Source organism: Streptomyces sp. RPA4-2, assembly GCF_012273515.2.
Classification (GTDB): domain Bacteria; phylum Actinomycetota; class Actinomycetes; order Streptomycetales; family Streptomycetaceae; genus Streptomyces; species Streptomyces kaempferi.
Map to the genome: position 1 here is coordinate 7,412,652 of NZ_CP050975.2, position 13,980 is coordinate 7,426,631.

Consider the following 13,980-nt stretch of genomic DNA (forward strand, 5'->3'; position numbering starts at 1 on the left):
GGTGCGGAAGCCGGCGAACGACCGGGTCGGCCAAGAGGTCTGTGCGGGGGTCAGCTGACGTCGAGGTAGTCCCGGAGAGCCTCGGAGCGTGAGGGGTGGCGCAGTTTGGACATCGTCTTGGACTCGATCTGGCGGATGCGCTCGCGTGTCACCCCGTACACCTGCCCTATCTCCTCCAGCGTCCGGGCCTGCCCGTCCATGAGGCCGTAACGCAGCGTGATGATCCCGGCCTCGCGCGCGGTCATGTTCGCGAGGACGGCCTGGATGGCGTCCTTGAGGAGGAGGAAGGTGACCATGTCCGCCGGGGAGATGGTCTCGCTGTCCTCCAGCACGTCACCCAGTTCGGTGCCGCCCTCCTCACCGAGGGGGGTGTGGAGGGAGACCGGCTCCTTGGTGTAGTTCTCGATCTCGGTGATCTTCTCCACCGGTACGTCCAGCCTCCTCGCCAGTTCCTCCTGGGTCGGATCGGCTCCCGTGTCCTGGATGATCTCCCGGCGGACCTTGGCCATTCTGTTGATGACCTCCACCATGTGGACGGGAATGCGGATGGTCCGGCTCTGGTCCGCCAGAGCCCGTGAGATCGCCTGCCGGATCCACCAGGTCGCATAGGTCGAGAACTTGAACCCTCTGGCGTAGTCGAACTTCTCCACCGCGCGGATGAGACCTGTGTTGCCCTCCTGCACCAGGTCGAGGAACAGCATCCCGCGCCTGCTGTAACGCTTGGCGATGGAGACGACGAGGCGCAGGTTCGCCTCGACGAGATGGGACTTCGCCCGGTGTCCGTCCGCGGCCAGGATCTCCAGCTCCCACCGGAACTCCGGGTCGATACCAGGCTCCTCCAGGAGCCTGCGTTCGGCGAACAGGCCCGCCTCGATCCGCTTCGCCAGATCCACTTCCTGCGCGGCGCCGAGCAGGGGGACCCGGGCGATCTGCTTGAGGTAGTCACGTACCTGATCGACCGAGGCACCGGTGGAGGAGAGCCGGGGCCCGGGGGCGTCGTCGTCCTCCTCCGTGTGCGCGACGGGCCGGGGCGGCTCCTGGTCCCACGCCTGGGAGTCCGTCTCCATGGCCCTCAACTCCTGTCCGGAAGCGGTCGGAGGAACTGCCCGGCGCGGGACTGCGGCTGGGTGGCGTACGTCGTCGTGGTGCAGACCATGGCCGGCTCGTCGAGGACAGGGAGCGTCGTGGCGGGCCGACCGGTTTTCCCGTACCCCGGTCCGACGTGATGGGGCGTCCTGAGGTGTCGGAGGACGATCGCGCGCTCCGTGAAGAGTCCGTGCGAAGAGTCCGGGCATACCCCGAAGGTCGTGGACAGGACGTCGGCGAGGGACTTGCCCTTGAAGTGTACGTCCAGGGCCTCGCGGTTGTACTGCGCTCCGTGACAGACCCGGCACGGTGCGAGGCGCCGGGCGGATCGCGTCCGGCGGTGTCCCGCACGGTGAGCGCGCGTCCGTACGGGGAGAGGGCGGGTCCGGATGCGGCCGGTTCGCGGCCACGGGCCCACAAGTGGGGGCCGGCCTCCGGTGCGTTCGCCCGCGCGGGCCTGATCGTCCGCCTCGCGCCGGGTCAGGTACGACGGCTCACCGCCGTACCGGTTGCGCGGGGACGGCCCCTCGGCCGTCCCGGTCCTTCCGCGTCAGCCCACCTCGGCGAGCTCGCGGACACTCCGCGGCTGCTCCTGCCCGTGGTGGTGGCGGTGGCGGCACAGCCACACGATGTCGCGGCCGAACGACCAGACCAGCAGCACGAGCGCCAGCAGTACGGCGCCCGTGTCCGCCTCCCGGGGCAGGATCCCGGCGCCGGCGACGAGCAGCACGATCCCCTGAAGGGCCGCCACGGTCTTGCGGGCCATGCTGTGCGGCAGCGCCGCGTTCAGCCAGGGAAGGACCCGGGCAGCCGCCACGAACACGTACCTCATGGTGCCGATCAGCAGCACCCAGGGTCCGAGCGACATCGAGACGTACACGCTGAGCACGAGGATCAGGAAGGCGTCGACCTCCATGTCGAAACGGGCGCCGAGGGCGGTCGAGGTGCCGGTGCGACGGGCGACCTTGCCGTCGACCCCGTCGAGGATCAGGGCGACCGCCGTGAGGCCGACGAGCAGGGAGACCGGCGGCGAGCTCTGGAAGGAGTCCGCGACCAGCGCGGTGACGCCGCCGACCAGGATCGCGCGGCCGAGAGTCACTCGATTGGCCGGTCCGAAGGAGCGGGGCCGTGCGCGGCGCAGGGCTCGGGTCAGCACCGCCCAGGTGGCGATCGCGAAGGCCAGGCCGGTCAGCCAGCCCGCGGGCCCCATCCCGATCGCCGTCCCCAGCAGAGCCAGCACCAGGAGCTGCACACCCGCTCCCACCGTGGTCTCCTGGGCCAGGAGCCTAGCGTCGTACGTGTTGTTCAGGGCCACCGCACATCCTCCGGCCATATGACAGAGTCGATCAACGCCGCGTACTGTGCGCGGCTTGTCACCGCTCCGTACGTGAAGATCTGCTCAATCGTTCAGGGGGACGCTCATGGAACTCACAGCTCGCGCCTTCTGGCTGGACTCTCCCGGCCACGGCGAGATACGCGAGGTGGCCCTGTCGGCCCCCGCGGAGGGTGAGGTGCTGGTGCGCACGCTCTACTCCGGAGTCAGCCGGGGCACCGAGTCCCTCGTGTTCCGTGGCGGTGTGCCGAAAAGTCAGCATGCTTCGATGCGTGCACCGTTCCAGGACGGGGATTTCCCCGCACCGGTGAAATACGGCTATCTGAGTGTCGGCCAAGTGGAGGAAGGCCCGGCGGGCCTGCTGGGCAGGACCGTGTTCTGCCTGTATCCGCACCAGACCCGCTACGTCGTCCCGGCAAGCGCCGTGACGGTCGTACCGGACGCAGTGCCCGCGGCCCGTGCCGTCCTCGCCGGGACGGTGGAGACCGCGGTGAACGCCCTGTGGGACGCCGCTCCGCTGGTCGGCGACCGGATCGCGGTGGTCGGCGGCGGCATGGTCGGCTGCTCCGTCGCCGCCCTCCTGGCCCGCTTCCCGGGCGTACGGGTGCAGCTCGTCGACGCCGATCCCGCGCGCGCCGGCATCGCCCGGTCCCTGGGCGTCGACTTCGCACTGCCCGCGGAAGCCGCCGGTGAGTGCGACCTCGTCGTGCACGCCAGCGCCACCGAGGCCGGACTCGGCCGGGCGCTGGAACTCCTCGCCCGCGAGGGGACCGTCCTCGAGATGAGCTGGTACGGCGACCGGCGGGTCAGCTTGCCGCTGGGGGAGGCCTTCCACTCGCGGCGCCTGGTCGTACGCAGCAGCCAGGTGGGTTCCGTTTCACCGGCGGCCCGGCCCGGCCGGACGTACGCCGACCGCCTCGCGCTCGCCCTCGAACTGCTCGCCGAGCCCGCCTTCGACGCTCTCGTCACCGGGGAGTGCGACTTCGCGGAACTGCCCGGTGTGATGGCGAAACTCGCCTCCGGATCGATACCCGGGTTGTGTCATCGCGTCGTCTACGACGGAGTTTGAGCATCGGGCGACCGGTCTGACCTCCGAAGACTGCGAAGAAAGGGGAACAGGCGACTGAACAAGGAGAACGGGGCAGCCGTACTACACGGCATGGTCCCGGCAGGGGATCAGACGTGCCGCACCTGGAGGGTCGTCCGTTGTTCAGCATCACCGTCCGCGATCACCTGATGATCGCCCACAGCTTCCGTGGCGAGGTCTTCGGCCCCGCGCAGCGCCTGCACGGAGCGACGTTCCTGGTGGACGCCACGTTTCGCCGCGCCGAACTCGACGAGGACAACATCGTCGTCGACATCGGTCTGGCCACCCAGGAACTCGGCGCCGTCGTCAGCGCGTTGAACTACCGCAACCTCGACAACGAGCCGGACTTCAAGAACACGAACACCTCGACGGAGTTCCTGGCCAAGGTCGTCGCCGACCGCCTCGCCGAGCGTGTGCACGCCGGGGCGCTGGGCGAAGGCGCCCACGGCCTCTCCGGCATCACGGTCACCCTGCACGAATCACACATCGCGTGGGCGAGTTACGAGCGTGTCCTGTGACCGACACGACCATCGGCCGGCCGGCCGCGGACAGCGACCAGTCGGCCCTGAACTACGTGCCCGTCCAGCACACCGCTCTCAAGAATGCGGCGATCATCCCCATGTCCCTGCGCTCTGTGCACTTCGTGATGCCGGGCGGCGTCGACGACGCGTCCGCGCCCAGCGGCGGCAACGCCTACGACCGGCGGCTGTGCCTGGACCTTCCCGGCTTCGGCTGGCAGGTCCACCGGCACGCCGTCCCGGGAGACTGGCCGCGGCCCGCGACCGCGGCCCGTACGGAACTCGCCCGCACCCTGGCCGAACTGGCGGACGACACGATCGTCCTCCTCGACGGCATCGTCGCGTGCGGCGTCCCCGAGATCATCGTCCCCGAGGCCGAACGGCTGCGCCTCGTCGTCCTGGTGCACCTGCCGCTCGGCGACGAGACCGGCCTCGCACCGGCCGTGGCCGCGGACCTGGACGCGCGGGAACGCACGACCCTGCGGGCCGTGTCCGCCGTCGTCGCCACCAGCGACTGGGCGGTCCGCCGGCTCGTCGCCCACCACGGACTCGCCCCCGACCGCGTGCATGTCGCCGCCCCCGGCGCCGACATCGCGCCGCTCGCCTCCGGCACCGACGGCGTCTCGCGGCTGCTGTGCGTCGCGGCGGTCACCCCGCGCAAGGGCCAGCACCGGCTGATCGAGGCCCTCGCCACCGTCACCGACCTGCCCTGGAGCTGCGTCTGCGTCGGCGGACTCACCCAGGACCCGGCGTACGTCGCCCAACTGCGCGGCCTGATCGAGAAGTACGGCCTCGGCGACCGGCTGCACCTCGCCGGACCGCAGGCGGGAGCGGAACTCGACGCCAGCTACGCCGCGGCCGACCTCATGGTCCTCACCTCGTACGCCGAGACGTACGGCATGGCCGTCACCGAGGCGCTCGCCCGGGGCATTCCCGTGCTGGCGACGGATGTCGGCGGCCTGCCCGAAGCGGTCGGGCGCGCGCCCGACGGCGGGGTGCCCGGCATCCTCGTCCCCCCGGAGAACCCGGCCGCCCTGGCCGTGGAACTGCGCGGCTGGTTCGGCGAGGCCGATGTGCGCCGCCGGCTGAAGGCGGCCGCCCGCGGCCGGCGCGCCGCGCTGGACGGCTGGGCCGCCACGGCCCGCAGCCTGGCGGGCGTACTGGCACGGCTTCCGCAGGAACCCCGGAGGGCGGCATGAGTATGACGGCGACCGGGTCGGACGCTCCCGGGCAGGGGGCGCCGCGTGCGGCCGGGACCGGCACGGCGGGCCAGGATGTGACACCGTCCGGCACCGGCGCGGCGGGGGACGGTGTGCAGCGGGCCGGGACCGGCGTGGCGGGCCAGGACGAAAAGCGGGTCGTTCCCGGGGCCGGCCCCACCACGAGCGGTTCGGACGCTCCGGGGCGGCGCGCGGACACGCCCGACGACGACATGCCCCGTTACGCCCCTCAGTGGCTCCAGTTGCGGGAGGGCGCCGACGCCGCCGCACGGGCGGCCGACCTGCTCGACCCGCTGCGCATCCGGCTGGCCAACCTGCCCCGGCGCGGCGGCGACCTGGTGATTCACGACCTCGGCTGCGGCACCGGCTCCATGGGCCGCTGGCTCGCCCCGCGTCTCGACGGCGCCCAGCACTGGGTCCTGCACGACCGGGACCCGTATCTGCTGCACTTCGCGACGGTGGGCTCGCCCAGCGCGGCCGCCGACGGCAGCCGGGTCACGGTCACCACCCAGCGCGGCGACATCAGCCGGCTGACCGCCGACGCCCTGACCGGAGCCTCGCTGGTGACGGCGTCCGCCCTGCTGGACGTGCTCACCCGCGAGGAGATCGACCGCCTCGCGGGGGCCTGCGCGGACGCCGGGGTCCCGGCCCTGCTGACACTCTCCGTCGCGGGACGCGTCGAGTTCGTGCCCGGCGACCCGCTGGACGCGGAGTTCGCCGAGGCGTTCAACGCCCACCAGCGGCGCGGGGACCTGCTCGGCCCGGACGCGATCACGGCGGCCTGCGAGGCCTTCGACCGGCACGGCGCGACCGTCCGGGTGCACCCGAGTCCCTGGCGGCTCGGGCCCGACGAGGCCGCGCTCACCGAGGAATGGCTGCGCGGCTGGGTCGGTGCGGCCGTCGAGCAGCGGCCCGACCTGGCGGAGCGTGCGGAATCGTACCTGCGGTCCCGTCTGGAGGCCTGCGCGGCGGGCGAGTTGAGTGTGGTCGTGCACCACAGCGACGTCCTGGCGCTGCCGCGGTCGACGGGCGGTGCGAAGTGAGCGCGGGCGTGGAAGCGGTCGGCGTGGACGCCGGCCCGGTGCCCGCCCTCGGCAGGCGCATCGCCCTGCGCATCCGGGGCGAAGCCGCCCCGGCCCAGCGGCGCCCCGGCACGGATACGCCCGGGGCCCAGGGGACGACGGACACGATACGCACCGAGGCCGAGGCGGGCGGGGCGGTCTCCACCGCCGTCGCCGTCCCGACCCCCACGGCGGACACCGCGCCGCTACGCGCCGTCGACGCCCCGGCGCACCCGCTCGCCGCCGAAACGATCGCGCGCCCGCGAACCGCCGACGCCACCCCGCGTCCGCCCGCCGACCACGCCACCGCGCTGCCGTCCCCGGCGGGCGCGGCAGGCGACCAGGCAGCGGCCGGCCTCGGTGCCGACCGCGCGCCCGAGCAGGGCGACCCGGCTCCGGCGACCGACGGCCGGCGCCCGGCGGGCGCCCTGCGCGCGCTGCTCGACTCCCGCCGCCTGCGCACCCACTTCGGCACCGTCGCCGGCACCGCCATCCTCGGCGTACTGCTCTGGCGGCTCGGCACCGGCGTCTTCCTGGACGGGCTGCGGCGGATCGACGCCACGACCCTGCTGGCCGGGGTCGGCCTGGGCCTGCTCACCACGGTGTTCAGTGCCTGGCGCTGGTGCCTGGTGGCCCGGGAGCTGCGGATCCGGCTGCCGCTGGCCGGCGCCGTCGCCGACTACTACCGCGCGCTGTTCCTGAACGCGGCGCTGCCCGGTGGTGTCCTCGGCGACGTGCACCGCGCCGTACGGCACGGTCAGAGCACGGGGGACATCGGGCGCGGTGTGCGCGCGGTGGTCCTCGAACGGACCGCCGGACAGGCGGTGCTGGTCGCCGTAGGGGCCGCGGTCCTGCTCACCCAGCCGTCACCGGTCCTCACGGACGCCCGTCGACTGGCTCTCGTCCTGGCGATCGTCTCGGTGTGCTCGGTGGTGGCGGTGGTCGTGGTCCGCAGGGCCAGGCCGACCGCCCCTTCCCGCCGGTACGGCGCCGTCCGCGCCGCGCTCACCGAGGCGCGCGGCGCGCTGCTGGCCCGCGGCAACTGGCCGGGTGTGCTCATCTCGTCGGTCGTGGTGCTGGCCGGACACTTGGCCATGTTCCTGATCGCCGCCCGGGTCGCCGGATCCACCGCGTCCGTGGCCGAGTTGCTGCCGCTGGCCCTGCTCGCCCTGCTCGCCATGGGCCTGCCGCTCAACGTCGGCGGCTGGGGTCCCAGGGAAGGCGTCATGGCGTGGGCATTCGGCGCCGCCGGACTGGGCGCCGGCATGGGCCTGAGCGTCGCCGTGATCTACGGGGTGCTCAGCTTCGCCGCCGCCCTGCCCGGTGTCGTGGTCCTGTTCGTCCGCTGGTCCGCGGCGCTGCGACGCCCGCGGGAGGAGAACACAGGAGGGCAGGATCAATGCCGGGATTCAGCGACCGCCGAGGGACCCGTCCCCGCCGAGGGCGGTGTCTTCTCCGTCAGCAGCGAGAAGTACGCCCCGAAGGCCTCGGTCAGCCCCGCCAGGAGCTCCTCGCCCTTCTCGGCGGAGGCCCTCGAAGGGCGGCCGATGACGCCGGACTCGGTATAGCCGGACATACCGAGGGTGAGCAGATGACGCCGGTCGTCCGCGACGAAGTCGGAGGTCTCGTAACCGGGCCGGATCAATTCCGGGTGCGTGTGCAGAAGAATGGAGGTCTCGATTTCTCCCGCGTGCATATCGGTGAGCAACGAGGTCTCCACACCGGCCCGTTCGAGCGCGGCCTCCCAGTCCTCGGCGGCCGGGAAAAGCGCCATACGCGTACCGCTGCCCGCGGATTCCTGGACGGCATTGCCCAGCACGTAATTCCCGCCGTGTCCGTTGACGAGTACCAGGGTGTCCACACCCGAGCGGCGGAGCGATTCGGCTATGTCCCGCACCACCGCGTAGAGCGTGACGGCGGAAATACTGACGGTCCCGGGCCACGCGGCGTGCTCGTGCGAGCAGGAGATCGTCAACGGAGGAAGGAGATGGACCGGATGGGCGGCGGCGATCTCATGGGCGATGGCACAGGCGACCAGCGTGTCCGTCGCCAACGGAAGGAACGCCCCGTGCTGTTCGAAGCTCCCCACGGGAAGTACCGCGACCTCACGGGCGACACCGGCCCCCCGCTCGCGCACATCCTCCGTGGTGTCCGCCGGCAACAGGCCGGATACCGTCGAGCGCGTTCCCGAACCACTCATGTTTCACGGCCTTTCGACTCTTCTTTCGACTCTGCTTAGGAACCAGATCATGACAGATAACTTCGCAGTACTTGCCGGGACCGCGCGCCGCTCTGGTGTCGAACGAGTCGTGATTGCCCCTCTGCCCACGGTGTACGGCTTTTTCCAGGCGGTCGGCTACCTGGACCACGACCGTGGAGAGGAGCAAGTGGCCCTGGTCCACGGGGAAGTCGGTGATCTCGCCGGCGGTGGAGTGGACGCGACGAAGGAGGGCGTCCTCACCCGGCTCCATTCGGAGTGCCTCACCGGGGACGCCTTCGGCTCCACGCACTGCGAGTGCGGCGACCAGCTCGCCGCGGCGCTGCGCGCCATCGTCGCGGAGGGACGCGGCATCCTCGTCTACCTCCGCGGCCACGAGGGCCGCGGCATCGGCCTGCTCGCCAAGCTGCAGGCGATGAAGCTCCAGTCGGAGGGCCTCGACACCGTGGAGGCGAACGTCGCCCTCGGCCTGCCGGTCGACGCCCGCGACTACCGGGTGGCCGCGGACATCCTGCACGACCTCGGCGTACGGTCGGTGCGTCTGCTCTCGAACAACCCGCGCAAGCGTGAGTCGCTGCAGCGCAACGGCATCAAGGTGGCCGAGCAGGTTCCGCTGCTGATACCGCCGTGCGAGGAGAACCTCGGCTACCTGCTCACCAAGCGGGAGCGCCTCGATCACTTCCTGCCTCACCTGGACGGCGGCGACTGGGCGAAGACGATCTTTTGCGGAACGGCGAAGGCGGCTATCACTGAGGAATGACAGAAGACGACGCCGGACCGCTGTATCTGTCCCGTGAGCAGGTCGTGGAGCTGCTGGACACCGACACGGCGATCGCCTCGCAGCGCGCGGCGTTCACCGCGCTCGGTGACGGCACCGCCGAGCTCCCCGGCAAGATCATGCACCCCAGCCGCTTCGACGACAGCGTCGTCTTCGCCTACCTGGCGCGGCTGTCCGCGGACACCGGGGCCGTCGCCAAGTTCGGCAGCGTCAACCCGGGCAACGCGGCGGCCGGGCTGCCCACCGTCCACGCCGTGATCAACGCGCTCGATCCGGTGACCGGCCGGCTCGCGGCGGTCATGGACGGCACGGCGGTCACCACCCTGCGCACCGCCGCCGCCAGCGCCGTCGCCCTCGACGCGCTCGCCACCGCGGACAGCGCGGAGCTCGGCCTGCTGGGCTCCGGCACCCAGGCGCTCGCCCACGCGCGGGCCGTCGCCCGGGTACGGGAACTGCGGTCCGTACGGGTGTGGAGCCGGCATCCCGGCCGACGGGCGGACGCGGCCCAGCGGCTCGCCGCCGAACTCGGCGTCGCCGTCGAGGCGGCCGGCACCGCGCAGGAGGCGGTCGCCGGGGCGTCGATGGTCGCGGCCTGCACGCTCAGCAGCACGCCCGTCGTACGGGGCGAGTGGCTGGAGCCGGGGTGCACGGTCGTCAGCGTGGGGTCCTTCGAGCCCACCCGCAGCGAGGTCGACGCCGAGGTGGTCCGGCGGGCCGCGGCGGTGGTCGTCGATGATCCGGTGACGGCGGCGGAGCACGCCGGACCGGTGGTCGAGGCGCTGGCCAGGGGAATCCTCGCGCCGGACGACCTGATCCCGCTCGGCGGCGTCCTGACCGGCGTCCGTAGCGCCCGCACCGGCCCGGACGACATCGTCCTCTACAACAGTGTCGGGCTCGGCATCCAGGACGCCGCGGCAGCCTGGGCCGTGATCGACGCGGCCCGTGCCCGGCGGGCACGGCGGTGAAGGGTACCGCTCAGGTCGTGGTCATCGGCGGTGGCGTGACCGGCACGAGCATCGCCTGCCACCTGGCCCGCGCGGGCGTACGGGATCGTCCTGGCCGAGCGTGACGAACCGGCCTCCGGCTCCAGCGCGCGGGCCGCGTCCGGGCGCAGTTCTCCGACGAGCTCGACATCCGGGTGGGCGCCCGCAGTCCGGAGGCGCTCGCCCGTTCCGGGGAGGAACCCGGCCAGGACATCGGCCCGCACCGGGTCGGCCACCTGTTCCTGCTCTCCACCCCCGAGGAAGTCGCGGCCGTCGAGGTCGGGGTACGGCCGCGGACCGCGCTCGGAGTGCCCGGCCGCCCGATCGGCCCGTCCGCGGCACGCCGGCTGTCCCCGCTCATCAGCCCCTGAGCGTCGCGTCCGCGGACCGGGTGAGCCGGGTCAGTCCTGCACGGCCTCGTGCACGAGCCGCTTCAGCTCGGGGAAGTGCGCGTGGGACCCCGCCGGGCGTACCTGGGTGAAGAACTGCACGGTCATGTCCCGGTGCGGGTCGACCCAGAAGGTCGTACCGGCCACCCCGCTCCAGCCGAACGCGCCCTCGCTGGAGGGGGAGCGGGTGATCTCCGGGTCCACCACGACGGAGACGCCGAGGCCGAAGCCGAGGCCCGCGTTGCCGGGCTCGCGGTGCAGCGGGCTGCCGAAGGTGCGGCGGTCGACGCCTCCCGGAAGGTGGTTGGACGCCATCGTGTCCACCGTCTCCGGCTTCAGCAGCCGGACGCCGTCGAGTTCGCCGCGGCGGCGGAGCATCTCCATGAAGCGGTGGTAGTCGTGGGCGGTGGCCACCATGCCGCCGCTCCCGGACAGGAAGCGCGGACGGCCGTGCAGCGGCAGCCCGGCGATCGGGGTGACCCGCCCCTCGGAGTCCTCCCCGTAGAGCTCGGCGAGCCGCTCGGACTGCTCGTCGGTGACACAGAATCCGGCGTCCGTCATCCCGAGCGGGCGGAAGATCCGCTCGGCGAGGAAGACGTCGAGGTCCTGGCCGGACACCACCTCGACAAGGCGGCCCAGGACGTTGGTGGAGACCGAGTAGTTCCACTCGGTGCCCGGCTCGAACTGGAGCGGCAGACCGGCGTACACCTCGCAGGTTCCGGCCAGATCCGCGCCCGGCGCCACCGAGGACTCCAGACCGGCGTCGCGGTAGAGCGCGTCGACCGGGTGGGAGTGATAGAAACCGAACGTCAGGCCGGAGGTGTGGGTCAACAGGTGCCGGATCGTGAGGGGTTGATCGGCCGGACGGGTCCGCGTGCCGGCCCCCGACCCGTCGACGTACACCCGGGGTTCGGCGAAGGCCGGCAGGAAACGGGCGACGGGATCGTCCAGGTGGAAGCGTCCCTCTTCCAGGAGCATCAGCGCGGCCACCGAGGTGACCGGCTTCGTCATCGAGTAGATCCGCCACAGCGTGTCGGTCTCGACCGGAAGCCCGGCCGCGCGGTCGCGCCATCCGTGTGCCGCGAGGTGCGCGACCGTGCCGTGCCGGGACACGGCCACCAGACAACCGGGCAGCCTGTGGTCGTCGACCAGGTGGGCGAAGTACTGGTCCAGCCGGGCCAGCGCCTTGGGATCGAGACCGACCTCATGCGGCTCGACCTCTTGTCGCAGGTGTCCCATCGTTCTCCTCCGCACTGCGGCTCGTGGACTGCCTCGTGTTCATCGTCCCGTACGGAGTTCCCGCGTTCGCCTCGGGGCAGTCCGGCCGGGGGGTCGGCGCCCCGTCGCGTCCCGGCAGCCGCAGCCCGAGCGGCAGCCCGGCCACGGCCACGGCCGCGAGAACCGTCAGAGCGGGACCCGTCCGGACACCACCCGCGAGGGGCATCAGCACGGTCGCGGCGGCAACTCCCAGCGTGGGCCCGACGTTCATGGCCGTCTGTTGGAGAGCGCCCGCCACCCCCGCCGACTCCGCGCGGACGTGCCGCACGACGACCGTCGTCGCGGTGACCATCACCCCCGCGAAGCCGGCTCCCAGCAGGAGGAATCCGGCGCTGATGGGCACCGCCGTGGACTCCCGGTCGAGCCGCGACAGCAGCAGGACCCCCGCCGCGAGGACGCACAGCGCGGCCAGAGCCGTCCGGCGTGCCCCGAACCGGCGCATGAGGACGGCCGACGCGGGCGCGCCCAGCACCATCATGACGGCCGCGGGCAGGGCCCGCAGGCCGGTCTGCAACGGGTCGAGACCCAGTACCTCCTGGAGGAAGCAACTGCCCGCGAACAGCGTGCCGAACATCGCCGCGGAGGCCACCACCAGGATGCCCAGCGCCGCGCCGACGGTCGTGGAACCCAGTACCGCGGGCGGCAGCAGCGGGTTCGCGGTACGGCGTTCGTGGCGGACGAACACGGCCGCCACGACCACGGCCACCACCAGCCCCGCTGTGCTCTCGGCGGTCCAGCCGGTCCCCGGGACCCCGACCAGTGTGCGGACCAGACAGGCCAGGGCCACCGCGAGCAGGCAGGCCCCGGGCAGGTCGAGCCGGACCGTCGGCCCGGGGGAGCGTGCCGGTTCCCGGACGGCGAGCGCCGACCCGCCCAGGGCCAGCGCGGGCACGACGTTGAGGAAGAAGACGGCCCGCCAGCCGAACTGGCCGACCAGCGCCCCGCCGAGGACCGGACCGGCGGCGGCCGCGAGACCGATGGCACTGGTCCGCAGTGCGATGGGCCGGCCGATCCGGTCGGGCGGGTAGACGGCACGCAGCATTCCGAGCGTGGCGGGCTGCAGCAGCGCGCCGAAGACCCCCTGGGCGACCCGCAGCCCGATCACCCATCCGATGCCGGGCGCGAGGCCGATCCCCGCCGACGTCACGCCGAAGCCCAAGGAGCCCACGGCGAAGACCCGCCGGTGACCGAAGCGGTCCCCGAGCCGCCCCGCGAACACCAACAGGCAGGCCACCGCGATGAGATAGCCGGTACTAGTCCACTGGACCTGCACAAGAGAGGCGCCGAGATCCCGTCGCAGGGTGGGCTGAGCCACCGTCAGCACGGTGCCGTCCAGGGCGACGATCACGGCTCCGACGACGCTGCTCGTGAGCGTGAGGCGGTGGCGGGCCGTCGCGCCTGGCCGCTTCATGCCTCCTCCGGTCCGAGATGCGCGTCCAGCGCGGCCCGCAGCAGGGGTGTGAAGTCGGTCGCTCCAGTGCCGAGTTGGAGACTGCCCCAGCTCCACAGCTGGGCGATGCCGTGCAGGTTCGCCCACAGGGCCCCCGCGGTGACCCGTGCCTCGGTCGCGGGTCTCACCCGGCCCACAAGGTCGACCAGCACCCCGAACAGCGGCAGGCTCGTCTCCCGGAGCCCCAGCCGGTCGCTCGCCAGCAGGTCGTGACGGAACATCAGCTCGTACATGCCGCGTCGGGACAGCGCGAAGTCCAGGTAGACCCGCCCGAGGGCCGTGAGCTGTGCGCGGGGGCTCGCCGCGCCGTCGCCGACCGCCTCGGTCACCCGGGCTCCGAGGTCGGCGAAGCCCCGCCGTGCGATGGCCGACAGCAGGTCCAGATGGGTCGGGAAGTAGCGGCGCGGCGCCCCGTGCGAGACCCCCGCCCGGCGGGCGATCTCCCGCAGGGTCAACGCCTGTGCCCCCTCCTCGGCCACCAGCTCGACGCCGACATCGACCAGCCGGGCCTTCAGGCCTGTCTCCCGTTCATCCATGGACACGGTCTACCAGCTGGACGTAGACAGTGTCTACCGCGCG

Annotated in this window: 11 protein-coding genes and 3 pseudogenes; 8 read left to right on the forward strand and 6 right to left on the reverse strand. The window is 72.5% G+C overall.

The features are described 5' to 3' along the window. Positions 1–50: 50 nt before the first annotated feature. Positions 51–1,010 (reverse strand): annotated as a pseudogene (locus HEP85_RS32370) (RNA polymerase sigma factor); the annotation flags it as partial. A 626-nt stretch (positions 1,011–1,636) separates the two neighbouring features. Continuing rightward, the gene (locus HEP85_RS32375; RefSeq protein WP_168531035.1) at positions 1,637–2,401 is read right to left on the reverse strand and encodes a CDP-alcohol phosphatidyltransferase family protein; all 765 of its coding nucleotides are present in this window, start codon (positions 2,399–2,401) and stop codon (positions 1,637–1,639) included. Positions 2,402–2,507: 106 nt separating this feature from the next. Here HEP85_RS32375 and HEP85_RS32380 point away from each other — a divergent pair, with 106 nt between their 5' ends. The 5 genes and pseudogenes from HEP85_RS32380 to HEP85_RS32400 form a co-directional block, all read left to right on the forward strand. Then, positions 2,508–3,488, forward strand: coding sequence for a zinc-binding alcohol dehydrogenase (locus HEP85_RS32380; protein WP_168531036.1), 981 nt, complete (start codon positions 2,508–2,510; stop codon positions 3,486–3,488). 137 nt (positions 3,489–3,625) lie between these two features. Beyond that, positions 3,626–4,024 (forward strand): 6-carboxytetrahydropterin synthase, encoded by a 399-nt coding sequence (locus HEP85_RS32385; protein ID WP_168531037.1) that lies wholly within the window; start codon positions 3,626–3,628, stop codon positions 4,022–4,024. Continuing rightward, positions 4,021–5,223 (forward strand): glycosyltransferase family 4 protein, encoded by a 1,203-nt coding sequence (locus HEP85_RS32390; protein ID WP_329291672.1) that lies wholly within the window; start codon positions 4,021–4,023, stop codon positions 5,221–5,223. The genes HEP85_RS32385 and HEP85_RS32390 overlap by 4 nt, the downstream gene beginning before the upstream one ends. A 2-nt stretch (positions 5,224–5,225) precedes the next feature. Continuing rightward, entirely contained in the window at positions 5,226–6,287 is a 1,062-nt protein-coding gene (locus tag HEP85_RS32395) for a class I SAM-dependent methyltransferase (protein WP_329295163.1), read from the forward strand. Positions 6,288–6,325: 38 nt separating this feature from the next. Further along, positions 6,326–7,564: pseudogene (locus HEP85_RS32400) on the forward strand (lysylphosphatidylglycerol synthase domain-containing protein); the annotation flags it as partial. Positions 7,565–7,701: 137 nt separating this feature from the next. Here the strand turns inward: HEP85_RS32400 and HEP85_RS32405 are convergent. After that, on the reverse strand, positions 7,702–8,505 hold the full coding sequence (locus HEP85_RS32405; protein WP_168531038.1) for a creatininase family protein: 804 nt from the start codon (positions 8,503–8,505) through the stop codon (positions 7,702–7,704). Positions 8,506–8,554: 49 nt separating this feature from the next. Here HEP85_RS32405 and ribA point away from each other — a divergent pair, with 49 nt between their 5' ends. The 3 genes and pseudogenes from ribA to HEP85_RS32420 form a co-directional block, all read left to right on the forward strand. Beyond that, complete coding sequence (gene ribA, locus HEP85_RS32410) at positions 8,555–9,283, forward strand: GTP cyclohydrolase II (RefSeq protein ID WP_168531039.1); 729 nt, start codon at positions 8,555–8,557, stop codon at positions 9,281–9,283. Beyond that, positions 9,280–10,266 (forward strand): ornithine cyclodeaminase family protein, encoded by a 987-nt coding sequence (locus HEP85_RS32415; protein WP_168531040.1) that lies wholly within the window; start codon positions 9,280–9,282, stop codon positions 10,264–10,266. The genes ribA and HEP85_RS32415 overlap by 4 nt, the downstream gene beginning before the upstream one ends. Continuing rightward, positions 10,263–10,649, forward strand: a pseudogene (locus HEP85_RS32420) (FAD-dependent oxidoreductase); the annotation flags it as partial. The gene HEP85_RS32415 and the pseudogene HEP85_RS32420, both read left to right, overlap by 4 nt. Before the next feature lie 36 nt (positions 10,650–10,685). On the opposite strand, the gene HEP85_RS32425 reads toward HEP85_RS32420, so the two are convergent. Genes HEP85_RS32425 through HEP85_RS32435 form a run of 3 tightly spaced genes read right to left on the reverse strand, consistent with a single transcriptional unit; the run spans position 10,686 to position 13,937 of the window. After that, complete coding sequence (locus HEP85_RS32425; protein ID WP_168531041.1) at positions 10,686–11,912, reverse strand: serine hydrolase; 1,227 nt, start codon at positions 11,910–11,912, stop codon at positions 10,686–10,688. Next, positions 11,878–13,362 (reverse strand): MFS transporter, encoded by a 1,485-nt coding sequence (locus HEP85_RS32430; protein WP_168531042.1) that lies wholly within the window; start codon positions 13,360–13,362, stop codon positions 11,878–11,880. Before HEP85_RS32430 ends, HEP85_RS32425 begins: the two co-directional genes overlap by 35 nt. Beyond that, the gene (locus HEP85_RS32435) at positions 13,359–13,937 is read right to left on the reverse strand and encodes a TetR/AcrR family transcriptional regulator (RefSeq protein WP_168531043.1); all 579 of its coding nucleotides are present in this window, start codon (positions 13,935–13,937) and stop codon (positions 13,359–13,361) included. The genes HEP85_RS32430 and HEP85_RS32435 overlap by 4 nt, the downstream gene beginning before the upstream one ends. Positions 13,938–13,980: the final 43 nt, after the last annotated feature.

Coding starts and splice junctions, on each gene's coding strand:
- HEP85_RS32380 (WP_168531036.1), top strand. CDS start 2,508: ATGGAACTCACAGCTCGCGCCTTCTGGCTGGACTCTCCCGGCCACGGC.
- HEP85_RS32395 (WP_329295163.1), top strand. CDS start 5,226: ATGACGGCGACCGGGTCGGACGCTCCCGGGCAGGGGGCGCCGCGTGCG.
- HEP85_RS32405 (WP_168531038.1), bottom strand. CDS start 8,505: ATGAGTGGTTCGGGAACGCGCTCGACGGTATCCGGCCTGTTGCCGGCG.
- ribA (WP_168531039.1), top strand. CDS start 8,555: ATGACAGATAACTTCGCAGTACTTGCCGGGACCGCGCGCCGCTCTGGT.
- HEP85_RS32415 (WP_168531040.1), top strand. CDS start 9,280: ATGACAGAAGACGACGCCGGACCGCTGTATCTGTCCCGTGAGCAGGTC.
- HEP85_RS32425 (WP_168531041.1), bottom strand. CDS start 11,912: ATGGGACACCTGCGACAAGAGGTCGAGCCGCATGAGGTCGGTCTCGAT.
- HEP85_RS32430 (WP_168531042.1), bottom strand. CDS start 13,362: ATGAAGCGGCCAGGCGCGACGGCCCGCCACCGCCTCACGCTCACGAGC.
- HEP85_RS32435 (WP_168531043.1), bottom strand. CDS start 13,937: ATGGATGAACGGGAGACAGGCCTGAAGGCCCGGCTGGTCGATGTCGGC.